The following is a 14695-nucleotide window of genomic DNA, read 5'->3' as shown; positions in this document are numbered from 1 at the left end:
CGTGCCGCGGGGCGGGGTCAGCCGGTGTGGGCGGCCTCGTGCGCCGCCCTCTCCTGGAGACCCTCCAGCGCCGGGAGCAGCCAGTCGTCCACCGACGCCAGATGGCCGCCGCTCTCGTCCTGGCGGTCGTGCAGGTAGCGGGTGGCCAGGTCGATGAGGTACAGGGCCATGACCGTCGACACCGCGTGCGGACGCAGTCCCGTCTCGGCGACCAACGGGTCGCGCAGCAGACGCGAGCCGCTGTCCAGCCACCGGTGCACACCGGGGTGGACCCCCGCCTGGACGCACTCGTTGAGGTCGTAGTGCAGCGCGTCGAACCCCGCGGGCGCGTCCATTGTCAGCCGTTCCCAGTCCCAGACGAAGGCCCGGCGCGCCGTACTGGCGATGTTCCAACGGGTCAGGTCGCCGTGCCAGGCCCCGAAGGGCAGGGTCACGTCCGGCAGGCGGCGCAGCGCGGCGCGCAGCGGAGCCGCCTCGGGACGCGTCCCGAGCGCCGCGATCCGCCGCTCCAGGGTGATCCGGTAGGGGCTGTCGGACAGGCGCAGTTCGCGGACCCCGGCCAGTCCGACGATCTGGGTCACGCACCGCAGCAGCTGGCGGCGGGTGGGCCGGTCGGTCTGGTCGCCGACCGGCAGGGCCTCCTGGACCAGCAGGGGGTGGCCGTTCCACTCGCCCTCGTAGAGCAGCCGCGGGACCGTCACGTCCGGCAGGCGGGAGTCGGCGAGGCGGCGCAGGGCGCGGGTCTCGGCGCGCACCAGGCGCGACGTCAGGTCGTTCACGGCGACCTTGGCGTAGCCGATCGTCCGCCCGCCCGGGGTGAGCAGCAGCAGGACGGGTTTGCGGTTGGCCCTGGGCGGACCCAGGTGGATGGCGATCGCCAGCTTCCGGTCGAGCGCGGAGGTGAGCGCGTGCTCGATGCCGGGACCCGCGCCCACGTACAGGCGGTCGCGGAGCAGCAGCGGCGCCAGGCCCGTGGCGAACGCCCCGGTGAGCAGGGCGGCGCGGACCCGTTCGGAGAACGAGTGTCCCTGGAGGAAGGACGCGATCCCCCGGGTGGCGGCCGAGCGGTCGTGCGCGGGCAGGATCACGCGCGGGTTGTGCGCGTTGGGGACCGGCAGGTACTGGTTGCCCCGCTCCTGACGGACGAGCCGCCGTACACCGCCGTCCCCGGGACCGAGCAGTCCGCCGCACGGCCACAGGACCGCGGCCAGGTCGGTCAGGTAGGTCGTCTCGCCGTTCACCGAAGACCCCCTCTGGTGCGCGCGGTGACCCGGCCGGGCGTCGGGCCCGCCTCGCCGCGCCAGAGCAGGGCGACGGCGACGAGGGTGACGGCCAGCGGGGACATCAGCGCGACGTAGAAGAACATGTACCAGAACAGCAGCAGCACGGTCAGCAGCGCGCCCTGCCCGACCGGGGTGGTGGCGGCCCGGTGGCGCCACACCGTCCAGGCGGGGAAGGCGAGGAGGAACGCGGTGCCCACCCATCCGTTGGCGATGAGGGTCATCCACAGCTGACCGGCGTTGCCGATGACGTGCTGGCCGCACCCGGGGCACTCGGCGGTGGGGCCGATGGCGATCGACTCCGAACTGCCCACCATCTCCCGCGTCGTGCCCCAGCCCAGGACCGGCGACAGGTCGGCGGCGGCCACGGACGCGGCGTTGCTCGCGGCCCGGCCGTCGTCGCTGTGCGGGTTGTCGGCGCGGGCGCGGACCACGTCGGCCAGCGGTGACGCCGCCAGCACGAGCAGCGCGACGACGGCCGCGACCGCGCACGCGCCCACCAGCGCCACCCGGCCGCGGCGGAGCGCCTGTCCGGCGCCGTAGGCCAGCGACAGCACCAGGCCGACCCACAGCGCGCGGTTGAGGGAGTGGACCACCGGGACCACCGACGCCGCGGCGGCGGCCAGAGCGGCCCACCGCACCGCGCCGCTCCCCTGGAGGACCCAGCCGACCACGAGCCACACCAGGAGCAGGGAGAGCATGTACCCCCAGATGTTGGTGTACTCCCAGGGCGCCTTGGGCCGGGCCGACTCGTAGCCGAAGATGTCCATGACCTGGGCTGACGCCGGGTGCACCAGGGTCTGGACGTAGGGGTCGGAGGCCAGGGGGCCGGGCAGCAGGTACTCCAGCGGCGCGGTGAACTCGAACCGGGGCGCGAACATGCCGAGGTAACCGCCCGCGATCGTGACCAGGCACAGCACGGACAGGGCCCACACCACCGTCCGCGTCGGCAGTTCGCGCTCGGACAGGTTGCCGACGTAGAGCATCAGGACGGTCAGCACCAGGTAGTTGACCACGCGGAGCGCGGCCCCCGCGTACCCCCCGCTGCCCGGGACGGTACCGGGCACCTCCAGCGGCACCATGGCCAACCCGAACACGGTCCACAGCAGGAACAGCGCCCACAGCCAGAAGCCCGAGGGCAGCCGGAGCCCGACCGTCCGGTGGCGGCGGAGCAGTTCCGCCGCCATCGGGACGGCGAACAGCCAGTACGCGAACTGGCCCAGGCCCAGCGCCCACCACAGCGGGTACCCGGCCAGCAGCCAGACCACCGGACGGCCGGTCGCCGGGGCGGGGCCGACCGGGACCCCGGCCCCGGGGAGGGGGCGCGGGGCGGCGGGTGCCGCCATCAGTTCCGTGCCCCGACGGTGTCGGCGGCCGAGTCCTCCGCGCCTGTTCCGGTCTGGTCGGCGGTGTCCTCCGCACCCGTTTCGGTCCCGTCGGCGGCGCCGTCCTCCGCCGTGGCGGCCTTGTGCGCCGTGGCGCTCTCCCCGGCGTCGGCCCGGGCCCCGTTCCCGGTCCCCCTCGCGTCGCGGGAGGCGTCGTCGGAGCCCCGGGCCGGTCGGGGCAGCGCCGCCACCCCGGGGACGGGGAGGCCGAAGCGGGCGGCGGCGGCGACCAGCGACACGAGGTCGGCGCGCCGGGTGCGACCGAGTTCGACGACCGGAAGCAGCAGGTCGGCCGAGGCGGCCAGGGCGTGGGCGTCGGCCCGCTCGGTGGCGGGCGGGACGGCGACCACCACGTACTCGGTCCCCTCGCGCAGGAGTCCGAGCAGCTCCGGCATGGCGGTTCCCTGGACGGGGGCGACGGCCTCCGGCCTGCCGTACCGGAGTACGCGCAGGCGGGGCGCGGTGTCGGGGCGCACCTCCAGTTCGGCGGGGTCCTCACCGTCCAGGAGCGCCTCGGCCAGACCGGGCCCCGGGGGCAGGTCCAGCGGGTCGGCCGCGGGGTCGGCGTACACCAGCAGGGTGTCCGAGCCGGTCCGGGCGAGGGAGGCGGCCAGGTTGACGGCGGCGGCGGGTCCGGAGCGTCCGGGGGCGGTGGCCACGACGAGCAGGACACCGGGGGAGGGGACGCGGGCGCGCAGCGCGTGGGCGCACTCGTTGACGCGCTGGCCCGCGCGGTCGTCGTCGCCGAACGGCCCGGACGCCTCCCGGTCCGCCCCGGTCAGGTCCAGCAGCACCGGGGCGCCGCCGATCCGCGCGGTCTCCTCCGTGTCGCGCAGGACCGGGTCGAGGCGGTCGCGCGCGAACGCGAGGAGCAGTCCGGCGAGCAGGCCCGCGGCGGTACCGCCCGCGAGCCACACGGGGACCACGGGGGAGGCGGCGCTCTCGGGGAGGTTCGCGGGGGTGATGATCCGGCCGGGCTCGACGGTCTCCCGGAGCGCCGTGAGCGGTCCCACGCCGCGTCCGAGGTCGGCGATCTCGGCGCGCAGGGTCTCGGCCCGGGCGGAGGAGTCGTCGGCCAGTTCGGCCAGCTCCTCGTAGCGGGCCTCCTGCTCGCCGCGCAGGGCGGCCAGGTGGGCGGCGATCAGGTCGCCGACCTCGGCCTCGCGCTGTTCGAGGTAGGCCCGCGCGTAGGCGTCCGCGCCCTCCCGCGCCGCCTCGGGGCTCCCCGCCGCGTACGTGATCTCCAGCACGTTGCTGTTGGGCGGCACGGACAGCGACACGCTCTCGCGCAGCTCCGCGGGGTCCGCCGGGGCGGAGTCGGGTTCGGCCAGGGCCGCGGCCGCGGCGGCCGAGACCCGGTCGGAGAGCACGACCTGCGCCTCGGTGTCGAGGTTGACCTCCCCGGCCAGGCGGCCGGAGCGCTCACCGGTGAATTCGGCCATGCCGGTGGGGCGGACCTGGACAGCGGCCGTGGACTCGTAGGTGGAGGGGAGCGCGACCACCCCGGCCGTGGCGAGGACCAGTCCCCCGAGCACCCCGGCCCCGACCAGCCGCCAGCGGCGGCGCAGCAGGGCGGTGTACTCCTTCAGTTCCGGTCCGGGCGGGCCGGGGGCGTCGGTGTCCATCGGGTCCTCTCCACACACGCGCATGCGACACTTTTGGTAAACGATTGCATACTAAGTGTAGTCCCTTTGGGGGTGCGCACCGCTTGCGGAAACTGCCGTTTCCGACGAGGAAGTGTCCGTAAAAGGCCGACCGCGCCGCCCCGGCGGTGACTACGGCCAGAGGAGGCGGCGGGCCGTTCCCGCCGTCCTCGGCGGACCGCCGTTCCGGCGCGCACCCGAGGGGTCCGCCGTCGGGGCGCCCGAACGCGCCCCGGAGCGGAGCGCGGGACCGGGGCGGGCGCAGCCGTCAGCCGGCGAACACCGCCACCGCGGACGGGGGCAGACCGGTGTCGGACTCCCACGCCTCGTCGCACGCCTCCTGCGTGGAGACGGTGTGCGCGCGGGCCGAGCAGTCGCGGTAGGCCCGCACCTGCTCGTCGTAGACCACGAACACCGAGACCGCGGCGAGCGACATGACGATGCCCAGCGTTCCCACCATCACGCTCAACAGGGCGCCGGGCGCCTCGGTGCGGTTCGCCCGCGCGGACCGGCGCGCGCGGAACCCCTGCACGACGCCGAACACGGACAGCACGACGCCGTAGGGCTGGAGCAGCAGGCCGGCCATCCCGAGGAAGAGGCCCCACAGACCCCCTCGCTCGACCTTGGGCGTCGACCCGTCGGTTCGGGGCTCCGGGCTGTTGTCGGTCACGGGCTCACTCCTTCGACGCGCCCGGCTCGGGCGCGGTGGTCCGCGTCCGTGCGCGGACCGTCCTCGGTGTCGGTGGTTCCGGGGCGGGTCCGGAAGGCCGGGGGCGATCCGGTCCCGGGCGGGCTCGGCCCGGTCCCCGTGGGTCCGACGCTACCCGGACCGATAGGGTGGGACCACGGACGGGCCGCCTCGGTCCGGCCGCCACCCGTCATGACCCCACGGGCACCGCTCGCGGGGGACGCGCGGGTCACCCCCCAGCGACGCCCCTGGCGCGGCCCGGAAGCGGGCCCCAGGCCCCGTGGGCGCGCGAACCCCGGATGCTGCGCCGTCCCCCGGCGCCCCCGGACACGGGAGCCCGCTCCCGTACCGCCTTCTACACACTGGGAGAAGCACATTGTCCGCGCGAGTGGTCGTCCTCATATCGGGCACGGGCAGCAACATGGCCGCCCTGGTCGACGCGGCCCAGGACCCGGGGTACGGCGTCGAGATCGTCGCGGTCGGCTCGGACCGGCGGAGCGCCCGGGGCCTCGAACTGGCCGAGAGGGCCGGTGTGCCCACGTTCGTCGTTCCCTTCCGAGACTACTCCGACCGCGCCGAGTGGGACGCGGCCATGGCCGACCGGATCAGCGAGTACGACCCGGACCTGGTGGTCTCCGCCGGGTTCATGCGCATCCTGGGCCCCGCCGTCCTCGGCCGCCACACCGCGGTCAACATCCACCCCGCGCTGCTCCCCTCCTTCCCCGGCGCGCACGCCGTGCGTGACGCGCTCGCCCACGGTGTCCGGATCACCGGCACCACCATCCACTTCCTCGACGAGGGCGTCGACTCCGGGCCGATCATCGACCAGGTGGCGGTCCCCGTCGAGGACGGCGACGACGAGTCCAGCCTCCACGAGCGCATCAAGGGCGTGGAGCGGCGGATGCTGGTCGACACGGTCGGCCGGCTCGCCCGCGAGGGCTGGACGGTCGACGGCAGGCACGTGCGGTTCGGCCGCACCGAGCACAGCGTCACGGACGCGACCGACACGAAGGAGCAGCGGTGACCCAGCAGGCCATCAGGCGTGCGTTGATCAGCGTGTACGACAAGACCGGTCTGGAGGAGCTGGGGACCGGCCTGGCCGAGGCCGGGGTGGAGATCGTCTCCACCGGCTCGACCGCCGCGCGGCTGCGCGACGCGGGCGTCCCCGTCATCCCCGTCGATGACGTCACCGGCTTCCCCGAGATCATGGAGGGCCGGGTCAAGACGCTGCACCCGAACGTGCACGCCGGTCTCCTCGCCGACCAGACCAACCCCGACCACGTCGCCACCATCGAGGGCCTGGGCATCGCCCCCTTCGACCTGGTCGTGGTCAACCTCTACCCCTTCCAGGAGACCGTCGCCTCGGGCGCCTCCCCGGCGGACTGCGTCGAGAAGATCGACATCGGCGGCCCCGCCATGGTCCGCGCCTCGGCCAAGAACCACGCCAGCGTCGCCGTCGTCGTCGACCCGGCGAGCTACGGCGCCACCCTCCGGGCCGTGCGCGAGGGCGGGTTCACCCCGGAGCAGCGCAAGCACCTGGCCGGACTCGCCTTCCGCCACACCGCCACCTACGACGCGGCGGTCGCCTCCTGGTTCGCGGGCGCCTACGCCCCCGACGAGGCGGGCGCCGAGTCGGGCTGGCCGTCCTACCTGGGCATCGGCTACTCCCGCAAGGACGTGCTGCGCTACGGCGAGAACCCGCACCAGAAGGCGGCCCTGTACACGGTCGAGGGCGTGCCGCCGGTCGGGCTGGCCGGCGCCGAGCAGCTGCACGGCAAGGCCATGTCCTACAACAACTACGTGGACGCCGACGCCGCCCTGCGCGCCGCCCACGACTTCGACGCGCCGTGCGTGGCGATCATCAAGCACGCCAACCCGTGCGGCATCGCGGTCGGCCCGGACAACGCCGAGGCGCACCGCCTGGCGCACGCCTGCGACCCGCTGTCGGCGTTCGGCGGCGTCATCGCCACCAACCGCCCGGTCGGGGCGGAGCTGGCCGGGCAGATCGCCGAGGTCTTCACCGAGGTCGTCGTCGCGCCGGGCTTCGAGCCCGAGGCGGTCGAGATCCTCACCAAGAAGAAGAACATCCGCCTCCTGGCCGTGACGGACCCCGGTTTCGCCACGGGCGTGGAGAACCGCCAGATCAGCGGCGGCCTGCTGGTGCAGTCCCGTGACGCGATCGACGCCGAGGGCGACGACCCCGCGAACTGGACGCTCGCCACCGGCGCGCCCGCCGACGAGGGCACCCTCGCCGACCTCGCCTTCGCCTGGCGGGCCGTGCGCGCGGTCAAGTCCAACGCCATCCTGCTCGCCTCCGGCGGCGCGACCGTGGGCGTGGGCATGGGCCAGGTCAACCGGGTCGACTCCGCCCGGCTCGCGGTCAGCCGCGCGGGCGACCGCGTGGTCGGTTCCGTCGCCGCCAGCGACGCGTTCTTCCCCTTCCCCGACGGGCTGGAGATCCTCACCGAGGCGGGCGTGCGCGCCGTCGTCCAGCCGGGCGGGTCCGTCCGCGACGAGGCGGTCATCGCCGCGGCCAAGGAGGCCGGGGTCACCATGTACCTCACCCGCACCCGCCACTTCTTCCACTGACACGAGGAGCCGACATGAGCGCGACGATTCTCGACGGCAAGGCCGTCGCGAAGGCCATCCGCGGTGACCTGGCCGAGCGGGTGGCCAAGCTGAGGGCCAAGGGGGTCACCCCCGGTCTGGGCACGGTTCTGGTCGGCGACGACCCGGGCAGCCACTCCTACGTCCGGGGCAAGCACCGCGACTGCGAGAGGGTGGGCATCGCGAGCATCCGCCGCGACCTGCCCGCCGACGCCACCCAGGAGGAGGTGGAGCGAGCGGTCCGCGAGCTCAACGAGGACCCCGCCTGCACCGGCTACATCGTGCAGCTGCCCCTGCCGAGCGGCCTGGACGAGAACCGGGTGCTGGGCCTCATCGACCCGGCCAAGGACGCCGACGGCCTCCAGCCCTCCAACCTGGGCAAGCTCGTCCTGATGCAGGAGGCGCCGCTGCCGTGCACCCCGCGCGGCATCGTGGAGCTGCTCCGCCGCTACGACGTGCCGCTGCGCGGCGCCGAGGTGGTCGTGGTGGGCCGCGGCGTCACCGTGGGCCGCCCGCTCGGCCTGCTGCTGACCCGCCGCTCGGAGAACGCCACCGTCACCCTGTGCCACACCGGCACGCGCGATCTGGCCGAGCACACCCGCCGCGCCGACGTGATCGTCGCCGGCGCCGGTGTCCCCGGGCTCATCGGCAAGGACATGGTCCGGCCGGGAGCGGCGGTGCTGGACGTCGGGGTCTCGCGCACCGACGACGGTCTGGTCGGCGACGTCCAGCCGGACGTGGCCGAGGTCGCCGGGTACCTGTCGCCGAACCCCGGCGGCGTGGGCCCGATGACCCGGGCGATGCTGCTGGTGAACGTCGTGGAGGCGGCCGAGCGCCAGGCGGTCTGACGACCGCTCCGGACCGGGGGCGGCGGCGCGCGCGTCATCGCCCCCGAGGTCAGCTGGCCCGGCGGGAGGAGCCGCTGGTGGGCATCGGACGGACCAGCCCCAGCGCCACGACCTCGTTGGCCAGCCGGGTCCGGCGGTTCTGTCCCTCGGGGATGCGGAACTTCTGGTAGAGCCGCAGCAGGTGCTGTTTGACCGCGGCCTCGGTCACGACCAGGGCCTCGGCGATGTCGCGGGCGGTGGCGGGGGCGACGAAGGCCTCCTCCGACAGCGCGGGCTGGCACAGGGCGGTGAGCACGTCCAGCTCCCGGCGGGTCAGTTCGGGGGCCGAGCCGCGCCGGAGTTCGATGTCGGGGCTGATCTGCTCACGCGGCAGCCCGCCCACACGGCAGCGTGCCGTGCCGAAACTCACGACGTCGTCCTCCTCCAGCACCCTGCGCGCGATGGGGCGGCCGTTGACGCGGGTGCCGTTGCGGGACAGGCCCAGGTCGACGACGTAGACGTAGGGTCCCCGGCGGACGAGTTCGGCGTGGAGCAGTGAGACGCTCGGATCGTTCAGTCGGATGTCGGCGCCCTCGCCGCGACCGACGGTGGTGACCTCACCGGTGAGCTGGCGGATGTCCCCGGTCTCTTCGACCCGGAGGTAGGGACCGTCCACGGTGACTCCTCCCGGGCTGGTGGTGTGGCGCGGCCGGCGGGGATACGGGTGACGATGGGGGAGCGGTGGTCGTCGAGTGGTGGCTGCTCGGTCTGCGCGTTGAGTGGGCTTCATGGGGGTCCTCGCTCACCGTTGCACTCGTCTCAGGTTGGATTACCCGGGTGGTACGCGTTCTACGCGCTTACTCCGGAGTTAGGCGGATACGGCGCGGAAACACACCTGTATGACCCAGCCGGACGCGGGTAACGGTCGTAGGGTCCATCGGCGGGCGACAGGGCCGATTCCGTGAGTGCTGGGGCGTCGGCGACATGAATCAATACAATGGGCCGCGTCTCGTCCGCCCGGGCGGCGCTGGGCCCGGCGGCGGACCCCCGCAGTCACCCGGTCGGTGCGGCCCGTCGGAGCCGCACGCCCTTTCGGACACGTCGCCGTGTGCCGTGTGGCCGATCTGTGCCAACTGCGGGACGAGTACGCGGACGGGTCGGGCGGCGGCCGGTCACCTTCGGAACGGACGGGTCGGACACACGGTGGACAAGGCGGGGCAGGCGGAGTTGGCGGACAGGGAAGAGGGCACCCCGGAGGAGGCCCCCGGAGAGGGGGGACAGGCCCCGGAGGCCGAGCGGGAAACCCGGCCGAAGGTGCCGTTCTGGCTGGCCCAGGTGCCCTACGCCCTCGTGCTGGCGACCCTGTCCGCCGGGATCGTCGTCGTGGCCGCCGCCCACTTCAAGCGTGGCCCCGCGATCATCGCCGGGGCGCTGCTGCTGGCCGCCGCCTTCCGCCTGGTCCTGCCCAAGGACTGGATCGGCCTGCTGGCCGTCCGCCGGCGCTGGACCGATCTCGTCACGTGTGTCAGCCTCGCGGGTCTGCTCATCGTCCTGGCGTGGGTGGCGCCGCAACTCTCGGCCTAGCGGTGGAATAAGCTTGACGTCGAGATACCGCGACACCGACAAGCCACCGCCTCCCCGGTATGCACGGACACCGGGCGGGATCAGGGGATTTGCCGAGCGGACGGGGCGGTCACGGCCACGAACCGTGACCGTGCGCGGCCGTGTGAGGCGGTAGCCACAGACTGAAGGGACAGCCACACAGCCATGGCCAAGATCAAGGTCGAGAACCCCGTAGTCGAGCTCGACGGTGACGAGATGACCCGGATCATCTGGTCCTTCATCAAGGACCGTCTGATCCTTCCGTACCTCGACATCGACCTGAAGTACTACGACCTGGGCATCGAGGAGCGCGACCGTACCGACGACCAGGTCACGATCGACTCCGCCAACGCCATCAAGCAGTACGGCGTCGGTGTCAAGTGCGCCACCATCACCCCGGACGAGGCCCGGGTCGAGGAGTTCGGCCTGAAGAAGATGTGGCGGTCGCCCAACGGCACCATCCGCAACATCCTCGGCGGTGTCGTCTTCCGCGAACCGATCATCTGCGAGAACGTCCCCCGGCTCGTCCCGGGTTGGACCAAGCCGATCATCATCGGCCGTCACGCCCACGGTGACCAGTACAAGGCCACCGACTTCAAGGTTCCCGGCCCCGGTTCGGTCACCATGACCTACACCCCGGCCGACGGCGGCGAGCCGGTCGAGTTCGAGGTCGCCAACTTCCCCGAGGGCGGCGGCGTCGCCATGGGGATGTACAACTTCCGCAAGTCCATCGAGGACTTCGCGCGCGCCAGTCTGAACTACGGCCTGGACCGCAACTACCCGGTCTACATGTCCACCAAGAACACGATCCTCAAGGCCTACGACGGCATGTTCAAGGACGTGTTCCAGGAGATCTACGAGACCGAGTTCAAGGAGAAGTTCGACGCCGCGGGCCTCACCTACGAGCACCGCCTGATCGACGACATGGTCGCCGCCGCGCTCAAGTGGGAGGGCGGCTACGTCTGGGCGTGCAAGAACTACGACGGCGACGTGCAGTCCGACACCGTCGCGCAGGGCTTCGGCTCCCTGGGCCTGATGACCTCGGTCCTGCGCACCGCCGACGGCCGCACCGTCGAGGCCGAGGCCGCGCACGGCACGGTCACCCGCCACTACCGCCAGCACCAGCAGGGCAAGCCCACCTCGACCAACCCGATCGCCTCCATCTTCGCGTGGACCCGCGGTCTGGAGCACCGGGCCAAGCTGGACAACACCCCGAAGCTGGCGGAGTTCGCCAACACCCTGGAGGACGTCGTCATCAAGACCGTCGAGGGCGGGCAGATGACCAAGGACCTCGCGCTGCTGGTCGGCGGCGAGCAGGAGTGGCTCACCACCGAGCAGTTCCTCGCCGCGCTGGACGAGAACCTGTCCAAGCGCCTGGCCTAGGCGGCGCCCCCTCGTCCCGCGGCACCCCGGCGGCTCCCGAACGTCACCGACCGGGGCGGCCGTTCCGAGGGGTCGAGCCCAGACGCCGGTGAGACCTCGGTCACGCCCGGGCGTCCCCGCGAGGGGGCGCCCGGGCGTCGTCGCGTCCGGGCCGCGCGCGTGCCCCGAACATCCCGATCGCGCCGTACACGGGTGGTTTGGCCGCCTCGGGGAGCGAACTTTCCCGGACTCTTTTCCGTGTTCGGCGCACACGCGGGGGGCGCGGGTGTGAAGATGGAGGGGTCGCGCCACGAGGGTGACCGCCCGGTGCGACATAGGCCACGCGACCAGGATTTACACCTTTCGCGAACTTTGACCTATTGTGGAGTCACGCCGGTGAGAACCGGCAGGCCAGGGCGGGTGTCAGCCCCTCTGAGCCACCACGAACCGACGTGCCGGCCGTGCGCCCGCTGGGGGGTAGGCGCGCACAGTACGGAACGTCACGAAGAAGGGCCCGTCGCCTCGTGCGACGGGCCCTTCGCCTTTCCGTCACCCGCCGCCCTCAGGGGGCGCTTCGCGGGGAGCGGGGGCCACCCCTCAATCGACGCCTTCGGCGGCCCTTCGCCCTGCTTGTGCGGCCTCGCGGGCTCGGCCGGGGATCAGTCCCGCATGGTGCTCTCCGGGATCGGCTCGCCCTCGCTCATCGCCGCGAACATCTCCCCGGACAGGGCCTCGTCCCAGATCACGACCGATCCGACGCCGTCCAGCGTCGGCGTGGAGCCCACGGGGATCGACGTGGTCTGCGTGCCGCCGCGCATCGCCAGCAGCATCGTGGCCATGTGCCGCATGTGCACGTCCTCGTCGACCACGAACGTGTCCGTGCCCGCCGAGATCAGCGGCAGCGCGCGGAACGGGTTGAACATCGTCGACGGCGCGGACGCCTTCTCGACCAGCACGGAGAAGAACTCCCGCTGCCGCTGGATCCGGTCCAGGTCGGCCCGCGGGGTGGCACGGGTGCGCACGTAGCCCAGCGCGGTGGCACCGTCCATCTCCTGGCAGCCCGCCTCGATGTCCAGACCCGCCTTCGGGTCCTCCATCGGCTCCTCCGGGCACATCTCGACGCCGTCGAGGGCGTCCACCAGGCCCACGAAGCCGCCCATGCCGATCTCGACGTAGTGGTCGATGTGCACGCCCGAGGCGCGCTCGAAGGTCTCCACCAGGGCGCTGGGGCCGCCGCAGACCTGCTCGCCCGCGTCGTCGGTGCCGCACAGCGCGTCGGCGAAGGACGCGTTGATCTTGTTCTCGGCGTAGCCCGGGATGGCCAGCTGGACGTAGGAGTCACGCGGGACGCTGACGATGGTCGGCTCCCCGTCCTCGGGGATGTACAGCACCATGATCGAGTCGGTCCGGCGCCCCTCGGCGTAGCCGGTGGCCATCTCGTCCATCTGCTCCTCGCTGAGACCGTCCCGGCTGTCCGAGCCGACGATCATGAACGTCGTCCCCGGCTGCTCGTCCGGCCTGTCCTCGTAGTCGGGCAGGGCGTCGATGCGGTTCAGCTGCCCGTCCGCCCAGAGGTAGACGGCGGCCGGGGGCACGATCAGGACGACGAGCAGGGCCGCCACGACCGTCAGCGCGATGTTCCTGACCCGGTTCTGACGTCGCTCCCGGGCGCGACGGGCCTTGCCGGTGCCGTCGTACTCGCGCGCCGCGCCGTGCGTGCGGCTCCGGTTCCGGGAGGGACGCGGCTTCGGTACGGGGCGCCGCGGCGGCGCCTCCTCCGCGGTCGGGACCCGCCGAGCCCCGCCCAGGGGCCGCTGCTCCGACTCGCGTTCGCGGTACAGCCGCTCGAACTCGTCCGGTTTGTCGGGGTCGCCCGCGCGCCGGAACACACCCGGACTGTCGTGTTCACCGGTCGGGCCGGAGCCGCCCCGGTTCCGTGAGTCTGCCATCGAATCGCCTTATCCGCTCCGCACCGCACGTCGACTGCGTCTGTCCGCCGTGTGTGATCGCGGAAACTGTAGCGGGGTTCACTCCGGAACCGCGGGGCCGCCCTCGGCTCCGGCGCCGGAGGAGATCCCCGGCGCGGGGCGCGGTTCAGCGCAGCCGGTGGGCGCCCGCCGAGGGAAGCGCGGCGCGCACGCGCGGAGGGACCCGACCGCGGTCGGTGAACGCCCGGGTGAGGGCCCGTCCGACCCGGTCGGCCCGCGCCTCGTCCACCAGCGCCACGGCGGTTCCCGTCCAGCCGGTCATCCGCGCACCGCGCGCTCCGGAGCGGGCGGCGGTCTCCACGGCGAGTTCGACCTCATCCGGGGGCAGGCCGAACCCGCGCAGGGACAGGTGGGAGGACTCCAGGACGGGACCGACCTCCCCGGCCCGGCCCGCGCGCAGCAGCCCGACCGCCGCGTTGAGCCGGTGCCTCTCCGTGCCCTCGAACTCGACCCGTCGGCGCAGCCGTCGGTCGGGCAGCTTTCGCAGGGCGGCGCGCAGGTCGTCCACGGAGCGGAGCGGCCCCAGCACCTCCTGGGCGGAGCGGATCGCGGCGGCGTGCACGGGCCCGGGGTCACGGCGCGGCAGGGCGCCGGTGTCGACGACGAGCAGCCGCAGCCCCTCCTCCGCCAGGTCGAACGGCAGCTCCCTGGCGCGCAGGGTCCTCAGGTTCACCCTGACCGCGTGCCCCGGCCGGGCCGCGAGCGCCACGCGCTGGTCCGCGTCGGCCCCCTCCGGAGGAGGGCCGCCCGCCAGGTCGGCGAGGGCGAGCGCGACCGCCGCCCCGGCGGCCGCGGCGCGGCCCAGGGACGTCCGTTCGGGAAGGTCCGAGTCCAGGAGGACCCGCACCCCCTGATCGGCCCGCAGAAGGCCGCCCCGGCGGGCCTCGTCGATCACCCCGGCCACCGCCCGCGCGGCACTCTCCCGGGCTCTCAGCGGGCCGCCGGGCGTGCCCACGCGCACGCCGCCGCCCGGCGCGAGGCCGACGGCCGCGGTCACCCCCCAGGGCAGGGCGGCGTACAGGGCGGCGCCGCCGCTGGCCGCCGTGTGCTCGCCCAGGAGCGCCACCCGTCCCGGCGCGCGCCAGACGCCGCCGGCCGCCGTGCCGTACGCGGCGGCGAAGGCTCCCGCCACCGCGTCGGCGTCCGGAGCGGTCGTCGGCCATTCCCCCCGGGGGCCCGCCGAACGCAGGCCCAACGCGGCACGCCACCGTGCCACCGTGCCCCCCACCTGACAACCTCTCTCACTCGGTGAACACCCGCCCCACAAGTCTGCCGCCGGGACGGCGCGTGGCGTGTTCCCCCGTCCCTCCGGT

12 protein-coding genes are annotated in these 14695 nt (G+C 73.6%); 5 read left to right on the top strand and 7 right to left on the bottom strand.

Going from position 1 to position 14695, the window contains the following annotated elements:
• Nucleotides 1-17 precede the first annotated feature (17 nt).
• The 4 genes from DVR05_RS12445 to DVR05_RS12430 form a co-directional block, all read right to left on the bottom strand.
• Nucleotides 18-1241: a phosphotransferase gene (locus DVR05_RS12445; protein WP_116246023.1), complete on the bottom strand. Its 1224-nt coding sequence runs from the start codon at nt 1239-1241 to the stop codon at nt 18-20.
• Complete coding sequence (locus DVR05_RS12440; RefSeq protein WP_116246022.1) at nt 1238-2626, bottom strand: ligase; 1389 nt, start codon at nt 2624-2626, stop codon at nt 1238-1240. The genes DVR05_RS12445 and DVR05_RS12440 overlap by 4 nt, the downstream gene beginning before the upstream one ends.
• Nucleotides 2626-4290, bottom strand: a complete 1665-nt coding sequence (locus DVR05_RS12435) for a chain length determinant family protein (protein WP_116246021.1) — start codon at nt 4288-4290, stop codon at nt 2626-2628. The genes DVR05_RS12440 and DVR05_RS12435 overlap by 1 nt, the downstream gene beginning before the upstream one ends.
• 286 nt (nt 4291-4576) lie before the next feature.
• The gene (locus DVR05_RS12430; protein WP_116246020.1) at nt 4577-4978 is read right to left on the bottom strand and encodes a DUF4190 domain-containing protein; all 402 of its coding nucleotides are present in this window, start codon (nt 4976-4978) and stop codon (nt 4577-4579) included.
• A 406-nt stretch (nt 4979-5384) separates the two neighbouring features.
• Between DVR05_RS12430 and purN the strand changes: the two genes are divergently transcribed.
• From purN to DVR05_RS12415, 3 genes are read left to right on the top strand one after another with little or no spacing between them, the layout of a single operon-like run.
• Nucleotides 5385-6020, top strand: coding sequence for a phosphoribosylglycinamide formyltransferase (gene purN / locus DVR05_RS12425; protein ID WP_116246019.1), 636 nt, complete (start codon nt 5385-5387; stop codon nt 6018-6020).
• Nucleotides 6017-7585: a bifunctional phosphoribosylaminoimidazolecarboxamide formyltransferase/IMP cyclohydrolase gene (gene purH / locus DVR05_RS12420; RefSeq protein ID WP_116246018.1), complete on the top strand. Its 1569-nt coding sequence runs from the start codon at nt 6017-6019 to the stop codon at nt 7583-7585. The genes purN and purH overlap by 4 nt, the downstream gene beginning before the upstream one ends.
• 14 nt (nt 7586-7599) lie before the next feature.
• On the top strand, nt 7600-8451 hold the full coding sequence (locus DVR05_RS12415) for a bifunctional methylenetetrahydrofolate dehydrogenase/methenyltetrahydrofolate cyclohydrolase (protein ID WP_116246017.1): 852 nt from the start codon (nt 7600-7602) through the stop codon (nt 8449-8451).
• A gap of 49 nt (nt 8452-8500) precedes the next feature.
• Here the strand turns inward: DVR05_RS12415 and DVR05_RS12410 are convergent, their stop codons facing one another.
• Entirely contained in the window at nt 8501-9106 is a 606-nt protein-coding gene (locus DVR05_RS12410; RefSeq protein WP_116246016.1) for an FHA domain-containing protein, read from the bottom strand.
• A gap of 527 nt (nt 9107-9633) precedes the next feature.
• On the opposite strand from DVR05_RS12410, the gene DVR05_RS12405 reads away from it, so the two are divergent.
• Both DVR05_RS12405 and DVR05_RS12400 read left to right on the top strand, forming a co-directional pair.
• Nucleotides 9634-10014 carry a DUF3017 domain-containing protein gene (locus DVR05_RS12405; protein ID WP_116246015.1) on the top strand — a complete coding sequence of 127 codons (381 nt, stop codon included), beginning with the start codon at nt 9634-9636 and terminating at the stop codon, nt 10012-10014.
• Between the two features lie 183 nt (nt 10015-10197).
• Nucleotides 10198-11415: an NADP-dependent isocitrate dehydrogenase gene (locus DVR05_RS12400; protein WP_116246014.1), complete on the top strand. Its 1218-nt coding sequence runs from the start codon at nt 10198-10200 to the stop codon at nt 11413-11415.
• Between the two features lie 638 nt (nt 11416-12053).
• On the opposite strand, the gene DVR05_RS12395 is transcribed toward DVR05_RS12400, so the two are convergent.
• Nucleotides 12054-13343, bottom strand: a complete 1290-nt coding sequence (locus DVR05_RS12395; RefSeq protein WP_116246013.1) for an LCP family protein — start codon at nt 13341-13343, stop codon at nt 12054-12056.
• Nucleotides 13344-13488: 145 nt separating this feature from the next.
• Entirely contained in the window at nt 13489-14610 is a 1122-nt protein-coding gene (locus DVR05_RS12390) for a galactokinase family protein (protein WP_116246012.1), read from the bottom strand.
• Nucleotides 14611-14695 lie beyond the last annotated feature (85 nt).

Origin of the sequence: Nocardiopsis sp. FIRDI 009, assembly GCF_003386285.1 — a bacterium.
Classification (GTDB): Bacteria; Actinomycetota; Actinomycetes; order Streptosporangiales; family Streptosporangiaceae; genus Nocardiopsis.
Note: the sequence above shows the minus strand (reverse complement) of the source record. Positions and strands in the feature narration are given on the sequence as shown.